At 77.3% G+C, this 12023-nt stretch carries 9 protein-coding genes; all 9 read left to right on the plus strand.

Annotation, left to right across the window (positions count from 1 at the left end; all coding sequences use genetic code 11):
- Nucleotide 1: 1 nt before the first annotated feature.
- From Drose_RS13650 to Drose_RS13690, 9 genes are read left to right on the plus strand one after another with little or no spacing between them, the layout of a single operon-like run.
- Complete coding sequence (locus Drose_RS13650) at nucleotides 2-268, plus strand: hypothetical protein (protein WP_260728554.1); 267 nt, start codon at nucleotides 2-4, stop codon at nucleotides 266-268.
- A gap of 5 nt (nucleotides 269-273) precedes the next feature.
- On the plus strand, nucleotides 274-1362 hold the full coding sequence (locus Drose_RS13655) for a hypothetical protein (protein WP_260728555.1): 1089 nt from the start codon (nucleotides 274-276) through the stop codon (nucleotides 1360-1362).
- Nucleotides 1362-1847 (plus strand): phage baseplate assembly protein V, encoded by a 486-nt coding sequence (locus tag Drose_RS13660; RefSeq protein WP_260728556.1) that lies wholly within the window; start codon nucleotides 1362-1364, stop codon nucleotides 1845-1847. The genes Drose_RS13655 and Drose_RS13660 overlap by 1 nt, the downstream gene beginning before the upstream one ends.
- Nucleotides 1844-2176: a hypothetical protein gene (locus tag Drose_RS13665; RefSeq protein ID WP_260728557.1), complete on the plus strand. Its 333-nt coding sequence runs from the start codon at nucleotides 1844-1846 to the stop codon at nucleotides 2174-2176. The genes Drose_RS13660 and Drose_RS13665 overlap by 4 nt, the downstream gene beginning before the upstream one ends.
- Entirely contained in the window at nucleotides 2173-2544 is a 372-nt protein-coding gene (locus Drose_RS13670) for a GPW/gp25 family protein (RefSeq protein ID WP_260728558.1), read from the plus strand. The genes Drose_RS13665 and Drose_RS13670 overlap by 4 nt, the downstream gene beginning before the upstream one ends.
- Nucleotides 2541-4880, plus strand: a complete 2340-nt coding sequence (locus Drose_RS13675) for a baseplate J/gp47 family protein (RefSeq protein ID WP_260728559.1) — start codon at nucleotides 2541-2543, stop codon at nucleotides 4878-4880. The genes Drose_RS13670 and Drose_RS13675 overlap by 4 nt, the downstream gene beginning before the upstream one ends.
- Nucleotides 4877-7393, plus strand: a complete 2517-nt coding sequence (locus tag Drose_RS13680; protein ID WP_260728560.1) for a baseplate J/gp47 family protein — start codon at nucleotides 4877-4879, stop codon at nucleotides 7391-7393. Before Drose_RS13675 ends, Drose_RS13680 begins: the two co-directional genes overlap by 4 nt.
- On the plus strand, nucleotides 7390-9426 hold the full coding sequence (locus tag Drose_RS13685; protein ID WP_260728561.1) for a phage tail protein: 2037 nt from the start codon (nucleotides 7390-7392) through the stop codon (nucleotides 9424-9426). Before Drose_RS13680 ends, Drose_RS13685 begins: the two co-directional genes overlap by 4 nt.
- The gene (locus tag Drose_RS13690) at nucleotides 9423-11918 is read left to right on the plus strand and encodes a DUF6519 domain-containing protein (protein ID WP_260728562.1); all 2496 of its coding nucleotides are present in this window, start codon (nucleotides 9423-9425) and stop codon (nucleotides 11916-11918) included. The genes Drose_RS13685 and Drose_RS13690 overlap by 4 nt, the downstream gene beginning before the upstream one ends.
- The last annotated feature ends 105 nt before the right edge of the window (nucleotides 11919-12023 follow it).

Below are 12023 nucleotides of genomic sequence, written 5' to 3' on the forward strand. Positions count from 1 at the left end.
CATGCCGTCGCGGTACACCGGACTGCCCACCATCACCGTGCCCACCCCGGACGGCGGCACCGTCACGATGGGCGCGCCCCGCATCGCATCGCCGCCCGATCGGGTCGCCGGCGTCTACGTCGTCCGCGACGGCACCCGACTCGACCTGCTGGCCCGCGCCGTCGTCGGGGACAGCACGGCGTGGTGGCGCATCGCCGACGCCAACGCCACCGGCGACGCCACCGACCTGGAGATCCCGGGCCGCCGCGTCGCGCTGCCCGGGGCGTGACCGCGATGGCGAACACCACCCTGCTGCTCGAGATCGACGGCACCGAGGTCGCCGCCGACGACCTGGAGCACATCGACGAGATCCAGGTCGAGGAGGCCACCTGGGAGGCCGACGCGGCCACCCTCTCGGCGAAGCTGGAACCCACCGACGACGGCGAGTGGGTCAGCCCGCTCGACGCGCTCGTGGTGCCCCGCACCGGCCTGGTCATCCAGGTCACCCGCGACGACGTGGTGTACCGCTTCGACGGCTACTCCACCGAGGCCACCTGGGAGATCGACGCCGAGGGCGCCTCGAAGCTCACCGTCAAGGCCATCGACCGCAGCCTCGACCTCGACGCCGAGGAGAAGGTCGTCGGCTGGCCCGGCGCCGGCGACTCGGCGATCGCGTCCGCCATCTTCGGCGCCCACGGCATGACGGCCCAGGTCACCGACACCCCCGCCGGGCCCGACCCGGACGTGCACGTCGCATTCCAGCGCGGCACCGACTGGGCGTTCCTGCGCGCCCTGGCCGGCAAGTGGGGCTACGTCACGTACCTCGACGCCGCCGAGGACGGCGTCACCGGCTACTTCGGCCCGCTCGACCCGACCGCCGACCCGCAGGCCGAACTGGCCCTCGGCTTCGGCGGCGACGCCTACAAGGTCAGCGTCGAAGGGCAGTTGACCGCCGGCCACCGGGTGAAGGTGAGCCGCGTCCCGCCGCTGTCGGACACCCCGGCGACCGGCGACTCGGCCGGCGACGCCGACGCGCAGGGCGCCGCACCGCTCGGCGGCGCCGTCACCGTCCTGCTCGCCCCGACCGACGTCGACGGCGAGGTCGACCCGCAGCGGGCCGCCGATGGGCTGGCCGGCCGCTCCGCGTACGGCGTCACCCTGACCGCCGAGATCGACACCGACCGGCTCGGCGTGCTGTTCCGGGCCCGCCGGCCGGTGCTCGTCAAGGGCCTCGGCAGCACGCTGTCCGGGCAGTACCTCGTGGAGAAGGTCCGCCACCAGGTCACCCTCGCCGCGCACCGGCAGCGGCTCACGCTGCGCCGCAACGCGCTCGGCGTCACCGGCGGCGAACCGTTCGGCGCGCTCGGGGGAGGCCTGTTCTGATGGAACGGTTTCCCGGCCGGTACGTCGGCACCGTCGTCGACAACGACGACCCGAAAGGGCTGTGCCGGATCAAGGCGACCGTCCCCGAGGTCCTCGGCGAGGAGACCAGCGGCTGGTGCCTGCCGTCGACGCCGTACGCCGGTGTCGGCGTCGGCCTCGCGCTGGTGCCGCCGGCCGGCGCGGTCGTGTTCGTCGAGTGGCCCGCCGGCGACCCTTCCCGCGTCCCGGTGTGGTCCGGCGCCGCGTGGGCCGACGGCACCGGCGTCGACGGCGCCGGCCCCGACCGAATCCTGCTGCTGACCCCGGCCGGCAACCGGCTGGAGATCCGCGACACCGCCGACGACGAGGCGATCGTGCTGACCGCCGCGTCCGGCGCCGAGGTCACCCTCGACACCACCGGCGTCTCGGTCGTGTTCGGTGGCCAGTCGATGACCATCACCGACGCGTCGATCTCGTTCAACAACGGCGCCCTGGAGATCTCATGACCGCCTATCTGCTGCACGAGGGGACCAGCATCCTGTGCCCGCACGGCGGCACCGGCGTCGTGGCGCCGGCGGCCGTGCCGGTGCGGGTCGGCGGCCGGCCGGTCCTGCTCGCCGACGCGACGGTGACGATCGCCGGCTGCGCGTTCACCGTCGCCGGCGCCCCGCAGCCCTGCGTCAGGGTCCGCTGGCAGGCCCCGGCCGCCCGGGTCACCGTCAACGGCATCGCGGTCCTGCTGTCCACGTCGGTCGGGCTGTGCGTCAACGGCCCCGGCGCCCCGCAGGGCACCGCCCAGCTCTCCGGCTACCAGACGAGAGTGAGCGGGCAGTGACCCCCGCCCGGCACCCGTACCGGCTGGCCGCCGCCCGCCGGCTCGACGACGCCGACCCGGCCCGCCACATCGCCGACCTGGTCCGCGTCGTCCTGCTCACCGCGCCCGGCGGCCGGCTGCACCGGCCCGACTTCGGCGCCGGCCTCGGCACCGACGTGCTGTTCGAGCCCGTCGGCGGGGCGCTCGGCGGCCTGGTCGAGCTGCGCGCCCGCGGCGCGCTCACCGACGCGCTCGGCGACCGGATCGTCGTCGACTCGCTCACCGTCGGCACCGAGGGCGAGAGCACCGTGACCGCCACCGTCGCCTACCGGCTGCGCGACGGCGGCACACCGGCCACCGTCACCGTCCGGGTGGAGGTGGCGCCGTGACCGCCCCGGTGCATCGTCCCGCGCTGCTGCTCGACCCGGCCACCGGCGTGCACGGCCTGCGCGCCGCCGGCGCCCGCACCGAGGCCGGCGTGCGCCGCGTCGACGTCTGGCTCTACACCACACCACCGGCCGACCTCGCCGCGGCGAACCGCTGGCGGTTCACGGCCCCGCCCGGCGGCCGGCCGGTCCTCGTCGCCGCGGCCACGGCCGACGGCGACCGGATCGTGCTCACCCTGGCCGGCGACCCCGACCCCGGCCGGTACCGGCTCGACGTGCTGCCCGGTCCCACCACCCCGTTCGACCCGCTGCGCACCTGGCTGCCCGTCCGGCTGCGGCCCGACTGCGACGACGGCGCGAGCTGGCTGCCGGCCGCCGACCCGCCGCCCGTCCCGCGACCGTCGCCGGTCCACGACTACCTCGCCCGCGACTGGGCCGCGCTGCGCCAGGCGCTGGTCGAGTTCCTGCAACGCGAGGACCCCGATGCCGACCTGTCGCCGGCCGATCCCGACATCGCCGTCGCCGAGCTCTTCGCCCACGTCGGCGACCTGCTGCACTACCGGCTCGACAGGCAGGCCACCGAGGCGTATCTGGAGACCGCCCGGCGGCGCACCTCGGTCCGGCGGCACACCCGGCTCGTCGACTACCGGCTCGGCGAGGCCGTCGCCGCCCGCACCCGTGTCCTCGTCCAGCCGCCGCCGGGGGCCGCGCCGCTCGCCGTGCCGGCCGGCGCGGTGGCCGCCGACGCACCCGGATCGCCCCTGGCCTACACCGTCGAGGCCGCCCTGACCGTGCGGCCCGAGCTCGGTGAGATCCCCCTCTACGACTGGAGCGGCGACGCCGACGAGCTGCCCACCGGCGCCACCGAATGTGTCCTCGTCCGGCCCGCCCCCGCCGACCCGCTCGGTGACGGCTGGCTCGCCGCCGGAGACCTGCTCGCGTTCGAGGTCGTCGACGCCGGCGACACCGCCCGGCAGCGCGCCTGGGCGGCCCGGACACAGACCTGGCCGGCCGGGGGCGTCGCCGGACCGGCGTTTCGGGACCCGCTGCCCAGCCGGCCCGCGCACGTGGTCCGGCTGACCGCGGTCACCCCGATCACCGACCCGCTCGGCCCGGGACTGCCGCTGTACGCCGTGCGGTGGGCCGCCGCCGAGGCGCTGCCCCGCCCGTACCCCGTGACCGTCGACGAACGCGCCGGCGCGCCCGAGGTGACGGTGGCCCGCGCCAACCTCGTGTCCGCCCACCACGGCCGGCTCGCCGCCGGGCCGGCCGCCCTCGCCGCGATCCGGCCCGGCGACTACCGCCTCGACGCGGCCACCGCCGCGCCGGTCGCCCGCCGGGCCGACGGCCGCCCCTACCGGCTCGACGTCGACGTGACCCTGCCGTCGGGCGGCACCGTCCAACCGGACCTCGTCCCGTCGCTCGTCGAGGTCGCCGATCCGGTCCTCGCCTGCGTGCTGGAGACCGAGGACGGCGAGCCGCCGCTGCTGCGCTTCCGCACCGGCGCGACCGGCCTGCTCCCGCCCGGCGGCAGCACCGTCCGGGCCGCGTACGAGGTCGGCGGCGGCACGGCCGGCAACCTGCCCGCGAACGCGCTGCGGGTGCTCGAGCACAACACCGCCGGCCCCGGCCTCCCGCCCGCCTGGCAGCCGCTCGCCGCCGCCCGCAACCCGGTCCCGGCCGCCGGCGGCGCCGACCCGGAACCGCTCGACCAGGCCCGCCGCGACGCGCCCGAGGCGTACGCGGCCAACCCACGCCGGGCCGTCACCCCGGCCGACCACGCCGCCTACACCGGCGGGCAGCCCGGTGTGCAGCGCGCCGCCGCCACCCGCGAGTGGTCGGGCTCCTGGCCGGTGATCCGCACCGCCGTCGACCTCACGGTGGACACCGCGGAGCCGGCCGAGCGGCGCCTGGAGCTGCTCCGCTCCGCCGTCGACGACGTGCGGATGCTCGGCACCGAGGTCGCCGTCGTCGCCGGTACCCCGGTCGGCCTGTACCTCGGGCTCACCGTCTGCGCGCTGCCCACCGTCGACACCGACACGCTGCGCGGGCAGGTCCTCGCCCTGCTGCGCCCCGGCACCGCGCGCCGGCCCGGCTTCTTCCACCCGGACCGGATGACCCTTGGTGCCCCCGTGTACGTGTCCGCGGTCGTCGCCGCCGTGGCCGCGCTGCCCGGCGTCGACCGGGTCGAGGTGACCCAGGCCCGCCGGACGACCGACCCGCCGGACGTCCGGCTCGACGTGTTGACCGTCGGGCCCGGCGAGGTACCGGTGCTGGACGACGACCCCGCCCAACCCGCGCGGGGCCGGCTCGACGTGAACGTGGGAGGCGGACGTTGACCTTCGATCCACCCGTGGTGCCGCCCGGCCTGACCCGGCTGCGCCGCCGGCTCGCCACCTACGACGACTTCGTCGCGGACCTCGTCCGCACCGTCGAGCGGACCACCGTGGCCGGCGGGCCGCTGGGCCGGCGGTGGGACGTCGAGGGCGACCCGCGGGCGATGAAGCTGGTGCGGCTCTGGGCCTACGTGGCCGAGGGCGTCGCCGCGTACACCGAGCTGACCGCCGGCGAGGCGTACCTGCCGACCGCGCAGGACTGGACCGACCTGCGCCGCATCGCCGCGCTCGTCGGCTACCGGCCCGCCCGGCCGGTCGCCGCGCAGGGCTGGGTCATGGTCGACACCGACCGGGGTGCCGCCCCACTCGTCCCGGCCGGCACCCGCGTCCAGGCCCCCGGCACCCCTACCCGGCCGGCCCAGGTCTTCGAGGTCGCCGAGGACACCCAGTTGCACGCCGACTGGGCCGGTCTCACCGCCACCCCGGTCCCGGTTCCCGCCGCGCCGGCCGGGCGGACCCTGCGGTTCCTCCAGGACCCCGGGTTCCGGGTCGGCGACCGGGTGCTGTTCGTCGAGGAGCTCGCGCCGACCGGGGCCGGCGCACCGCCGCCGTGGAGCCCCGACTGGTCGGCCTGGTGGATCTGGCTGCTGTGGTGGTGGTACCTCTACCAGGCCGCGCTGAACGCCCCCGCCACCCCGCTCGCCGTCGCCCGGGTCGCCAAGCGGGTCGCCGACCTCGGCACCGTCGTGGTCACGTTCGACCGGGAGCTCGGCCCGCTGCTCAGCGACCCGAGCCGGGTCTACGCCGCCTACCGGGTCGTCGCCGCGGCCGGCTCCGCCCGCCGGCAGTCCACCACCGTCCGGATCCCGGCGACCGGCACGCCCAGCGCCACCAGCGACCGGATCCAGCTCGGCGGCTTCTACACCGGGCCGACCAACCTGGAGAGCGCCGCCGTCGTGCTCGACTCCCAGCTCGACGAGCTGTCGCCGGGCCAGCGGGTCGCCGTCGTCGACTGGGGCGTCAGCCGGACCGCGTCCGCCACCACCGACCAGCCGGCCTGCGACGTGGCCGAGCCGGCCGTTCACTCGCGGCTCGACTGGGAGGTCGCGCCCGGCTCCACCGTCCCCGCCTCACACCTGCGCTTCGGCGGCACGCTCGCCCCGCTCGCCCGCGCCGACCTCACCGGCCGCCCGGTCCGGGTCTACGTCGTCGGGCCCCGTATCCCGGCCCAGCACTACGAGCTGCCCACGACCGTCACCGGCGCCCCGGCCCGGTTGCGGCTCTATCCGGCCCCGGCCCACCCGGTCGAGCGGATCGCCCTGCGCGGTCCCGCCGGCACGTGGGACGTGCTCACCTGCGCGCCGGCGCCGGCGTCGGCGCAGGAGCTGCCGCCACCCGGCGACGGCCCGCCACCGCCCCGGGGGCTCATCGTCGACCTGGTCGGCGCAGCGCTGCCGCTGGCCGCCGACCGGGCCCCGGCCAGCGCCAACCTGGTCCGGGTCCGGCACGGCGCCACCACGGTCAGCACCCTCGGCAGCGGCGACGCGAGCCGGCCCGGCCAGCGGTTCCCGGTGCCGAAGGCACCCGTCGCCGCCGACGTCGGGCCGGACGGCACCCCGGCCAGCACCCTGGAGCTGCGGGTCGCCGGACTCGCCTGGGCCGAGCGGCCCACGCTGTACGGCGCCGGCCCCAGCGACGCGTTCACCACCGTCCTCGGCCCCGACGGCGCGCAGACCGTCGTCACCGGCGACGGCACCCAGGGCAACCGGCTGGCGACCGGGCGGAACACCGTCGCCGCCACCTACCGCGTCGGCGGCGGTACGGCCGGCGAGCTGCCCGCCGGCGCGATCACGTCCCTGCTGGGCAGCGTCCACGGGGTCAAGGGCGTCGTCGGCGCCGGACCGACCAGCGGCGGCGCCGACCAGGACGACCCGCGCCGGCTGCGCACGCTCGCCCCCGGGAGGTCCCGCGCCGGCGACCGGGCCGTCTCCCGCGCCGACCTGGCCGACCTGGCCCGCGGCTTCCCCGGCGTCTCCCACGCGGCGGCCTGGCGCGGCGCCGGCCCGGCCGGGTGCGCCTGCGCGGGCACCGGCGAGCACGTCGCGTTCCTGCGGCTCGGGGTCGCCGGGCCGCGCCCGCCCACCGCCGCGGAGATCACGGCGCTCGCCGCCTACCTGGACGGCCGCCGGGACGTCACCGTGCCGTTGTGCGTGGCTGCCGGGACCGTCACCGCGCTGAGGCTGACCGTCCAGGTCGTCCCGGATCCGCGGGCCCGGCCGGGCGCCGTCACCGCCGCCGTCACCGCGCTGCTCACCGCCCCGGGCGGACCGCTCGACCCGCTCGACCGCCTGCTCGGCGTGCCCCTCGATCGGTCCGACGTGATGGTCCACGTGCACGCGGTGCCCGGCGTCACGGGCGTGCCGGCGCTCACCCTCGACGGCACGCCCGCGGCCGTCAAGCGGTACCAGCTCGTCGCGCTGGCGCCGAACCCCGACGTCACGGCGGTGACCCCATGACGATCGCCCGCTGGCTGCCGCCGGTCGTGCGAGCCGAGCCCGAGCCCGGCGCGCCCCGCCTGCTGGACGTGCTGCTCGCCGCCGTCGACGGGCAGGTCGCCGCGCTGCACGAGGACCTCGACCGGCTCTGGGACGACCTGTTCGTAGAGTCGTGCGCCGACTGGGCCGTGCCGTACCTCGGTGCGCTGCTCGGCCTGCCGCCCGACGCCGGCCGCCGCGAGGTCGCCTACGCGGTCGCGCTGCGCCGGCGCAAGGGCACCCCGGCCGCGCTGGAGGACTTCGGCTTCGTCGTCACCGGGCTCACCGTGCGCGTTCTCGAAGGCTGGCAGACGACCGTCTGGGCACAGCGGCCCGGCCACCCGCCGCCGCTGCGCACCGCCGTCGCCGCGCCCGGCGACCGGGTCGCCCGCGCCCGCTTCGGCGGCCCGTTCGAGACCGGCCGGCGGATCTTCACCCCCGGCCGGCGATGGCACCCGCGGGCGGTCACCGCCGTCGTGTGGCCGTGGCAGGTGCGCACGCTCACCGACACCGCCGCCGTGCCGCTCACCCCGCCCGGCCGGTTCGCGCTCGACCCGCTCGGCGGCGAGGCGCCGCTGTACCTGCGGCCCCGCCGCCCCCGGATCGCCGCCGAGGCCGGCGCTCCGGCCACCGCCGCCGAGACCCGCGTCGGCGACGAGACCGACGCGCCGGTCCGCGCCACCTACCGGGTCCTGGAGGCGCTCGGACCGGTCGAGTACGGCCCGCCGCTCGCCCTCGCCGCCGGGCACCCGCTCGCCCAGGCCGGCGCACTGATCGCCCTGACCGTGCAGAGCGGTCCGGTCCCGGCGTCCGCGATCCGGTACGGTGCCGTGCCGGCGACCGGGGTGCTGCCCGCCCCGCCCGCCGCCGGCCAGGTGCTCGTCGACCCGGACCGCGGCCACGTCCAGCTCGGCGCCGGCCTCGCCGGTCCGGTCCGGGCCACCTGGTGCCGTGCCTTCACCGGTCCGTTCGGCGCGCTCGCCAGCCGCGCCGAGGAACACCCCGGCGCGCGGGTCGTGGTCGTCGTCAACCCGGCCTCCGCCACCGCCGTGCCCACCCTGGCCGCCGCGTTCGCGACCGCCCGTACCCTGTCGGCCGGGCTCGACCCGGCCGGCAGCCGGGACGGCGTGCCCGACGTCGAGATCCGCCTGGAGACCTCCGACCGGCTGGCCGCGCCGCCCCCGCAGGCGTTCACGCCGGCTGTGCCGCGCTGGCGGATCGTCGCGCCCGCCCTGGTCACCCCGACGATCGTCGGCGACCTCGGCCTCGACCTGCCCGACGGCCGGGTCGAGCTCGCCGGGTTCCTGCACGCCGGCGCACTGCGGCTCGGCGACCGGCTCGCCGAGGTCACCGTCGACGGCGTCACCCAGGACCCGGCCGCCGGTGGCATCGCCGTCGCCGCGACCGCGTGGCGGCTCGCGCTGACCGTCCGGCGCAGCGTCGTCGGTCCGCTGCGCGCCGACCTGGGCGCGCTGCCGGTCACCGTCACCGACAGCGTCGTCGACGGCCGGCGCCGCCGGGCCCGGCCGTGCGGCGGCGACCCGCAGGCCGCCCCGCCGGTCGCCGCGGTCGACCGCACCAGCCGCTTCGCCCCGGCCCTCGTCACCACCGCCGTGACGTTCCTCGGCCCGGTCGTCGCCGAGTCCGTCGCCGCCGCCGACACGATCTTCGCCGACGGGCTCGACGTGGTACAGCAGCAGGAAGGCGGCGCGAGGTACTGCTACCTGCGGCCACCGGCGAGCGGCCCGGCCCGCTGGCCGGTCACCTACGCCAGCGGCCCGCACCCGCCGCCCCGGTTCGTCGCCGACGGCTTCGGCGCGGCCGGCTACGCCGCGCTGGACTACACCGACGCCGGACACCCGCTGCTCGCCGCCGCCGGCGACGGGGGCGAGGTCGGCGCCCACCATGCCGCCGGCCGGGCGGCACTGATCCGGCGCTTCGCCGGACGCATCGACGAGTTCGTACCGCTGGGGCTGCGCGCGTCGGTGGTCGTGGCCGATTGGGAGGAACGTTGACCGGCGACTACACGAAGGTGCCGCTGCGCCGCGACGACCGGTGGACCGGTGCCCGGCTGCAACAGGGCCGGGTCCTCGTCGAGCACGAGTGGAACCTGAACCTCGACGCCACCGCCCGCGCGCTGGCCGACACCGCCCGGGACCTGGTCGGGCCGGCCGGCGTCCCGCAGGGCAGCACCGCGTTCGCCGTCGGCGTCGTGACCACGCCCGGCCTCGACCTGGAGATCGCCGCCGGCCGGATCTGGGTCGACGGGCTCGCCGCGTTCGCCCCGGCCACGTTCCGCTACTCCCAGCAGGAGCGGATCAGCCCGGCCCTGCCGGCGGGCGGGCGCGTCCTGGTGTACCTGGAGGTGTTCCAGGAGCATGTCCAGCCGGCCGAGGACTGGGCCGCACTCGTGGACCCGGCGCTGCACCCGGTCGACTCGGCCGCCCGCACGCGGGTCGGCTGGCGGGTGCGGGCCGTGCCGACCACGCAGACGAGCTGCGGGCCGGCGATGACCGGCGCGGGACTCGTCGCGCTGTCCACCGGCCGGCTCAGCATCGACCGCACCGCGCCGGCGCCGTCCACGGGCGGCTGCGCGCCGCCCGGCGACCCGCGCGGCACCGTGCCCGACGGGCTGTTCCGGGTCGAGGCCCTCGACGCCGGTACCGCCGGTACCGCCCGGTTCGCCTGGTCGTTCGAGAACGGCGCGGCCGCCGTGCCGGTGCGGACGGTCGCCGCCGACACGGTGACGCTGGCGATCACCGGCGGGGTCGCGTTCGCCCGTGACGAACTCGTCGAGGTCTCCTGGGCCGCCCGCCGGCAGGACCGGGTCAATCACGGCCAGTTGTACCGGATCACCGACGTCACGCCGGGAGCCGGCGGCGACGTGCTCCGGCTCAGCCGCGCCGTCACCGCCCCCGCCGGGGCCGCCGGCCTCGTCGTGCGCCGCTGGGACGGCGAGACGGCCGGCGCCGCGGCCCAGGTGCAGGCGTTGCGCGGCACGCAGAACCTCGGCGTGGTCTTCACCGCCGGTGCCGGCAGCTACGCCGTGGGGGACTGGTGGGGCGCCGCGCTGCGGCCGGAGGCCGACCCGGCCGTCGAGCGGCGGGTCAGCGCGTCACCCGACGGGGTGCCCCGTGCGTTCGTCCCCCTCGCGCTGGTCAACCTCGACACGAAGGTCGTGGAGAGCGACTGCCGGCCCAAGTTCCGCCCGCTCACCGAGATCCGCGACCGGTCGACCTGCACGGTCACCGCGTTTCCCGGCGACGACCTGCAGGCCGCCGTCAACGCGCTGCCGGCCGCCGGTGGCGAGCTGTGCCTCGCCGCCGGGGAGTATCCGGTGCACGCCACCGTCCAGATCAAGCGGCCCCGGGTCACGGTCACCGGCGTCGGGCCGGCGACGGTCATCCGGTCGGTCGGCGGCGAGTGCGCGCTGCGGTTCGACGGCTGCGCCGACGCCCGGATCAGCGACGTGCAGGTCGTCGGCGGGCCGCCCGGCGGTGTCAACCGCGACGGCGCCGTCACCGCCGTCGACTGTGCCGACGTGACCGTGGCCGGCACCGTGCTGAGCTGCCTCGACGCGGCCGAGCCGCAGGCCGCCGCGCTCGCCGCCCGCAACTGCCTGCGGGTCCGGGTCACCGGCAACCAGGTCGCCGTCGGCGCGTGGCAGACCGGCGTGCTCGTCACCGGCGGGCTCGACGTCCTCGTGCGGGACAACACCGTCCGGTACGTCTCGGCGAAACAGGCCGGCGTGGACAGCCTCCCCCGGGAGATGTTCGCGGTCGTGCTCGCCGCGACGATCCGCCTGGTGCCGGCGGCCCAGTTGCAGCCGGCCGTCCTGGCGTTCGCGCAGGAGTTCGATCGGCGCTCCGCCACCCTCATCGGCCAGTACGGCACGCGGCGGCGGGCGTCGGTGGTCTTCGCGCGGTACGTCACCGGTCCCACCCGCCCGGCCGACATCCCCGAGTCGTGGTGGACCGGCCTGCGCGACGCGCTCGCCGGCTACCTCGCCGGCGGGGCCGGGATCACCGCGGCCGGCGCCGTCAACTCGATCCGGGTGCTCGACAACGTGGTGCACGACTGCGCCCAGGGCATCCACGTCGGCTACTCCGGCGGCCAGGGCCGGGCCGTGCAGGTGCGCGGGAACACGGTGCGGGTCATGGTGCCCTTCGACCACCGCCGCGACCGGCACGCCGTCGCGGTCAGCAACGCCCACTCCACGTGGATCACCGACACGTTCGCCGAGCTGGCACTGACCGGCCGGCGGCTGACCAAGCTCAGCACGCCGGTCGACGGCGTCAGCCTCTACGGCCAGCTCGGCCCGTGCGCGCTGGTCCGGCAGAACAGCTTCCTCGGCTTCACCACCGGCGTGCGGTGCGCGCAGAGCGCCGCCGCGCCGAACGTGAACAACCGGGCCTGGGTGGTCGCCGAGACCGTGGCGTCGGGCGGCACCGCGCTCGTCACCGTGCTGCCCGTCGTGGTCGAGAACATCTTCCCGAAGCCGGCGTGAGGCGGTCGAGTCAGGTGTCCGACCGAACACTCCCGAACGGGCCGGCGATGGCGTACCGTCAACGACGCACACGGTTCCGCGTGGTTGCGTTCGGGCTTGATCTAG

The sequence above is a fragment of the Dactylosporangium roseum genome, from assembly GCF_025264685.1.
Taxonomy (GTDB): domain Bacteria; phylum Actinomycetota; class Actinomycetes; order Mycobacteriales; family Micromonosporaceae; genus Dactylosporangium; species Dactylosporangium roseum.

Bases quoted from the DNA above. Each gene is read 5' to 3' on its own strand.
- Drose_RS13650 (WP_260728554.1), top strand. From the start codon at position 2: ATGCCGTCGCGGTACACCGGACTGCCCACCATCACCGTGCCCACCCCG.
- Drose_RS13660 (WP_260728556.1), top strand. From the start codon at position 1,362: ATGGAACGGTTTCCCGGCCGGTACGTCGGCACCGTCGTCGACAACGAC.
- Drose_RS13685 (WP_260728561.1), top strand. From the start codon at position 7,390: ATGACGATCGCCCGCTGGCTGCCGCCGGTCGTGCGAGCCGAGCCCGAG.
- Drose_RS13665 (WP_260728557.1), top strand. From the start codon at position 1,844: ATGACCGCCTATCTGCTGCACGAGGGGACCAGCATCCTGTGCCCGCAC.
- Drose_RS13655 (WP_260728555.1), top strand. From the start codon at position 274: ATGGCGAACACCACCCTGCTGCTCGAGATCGACGGCACCGAGGTCGCC.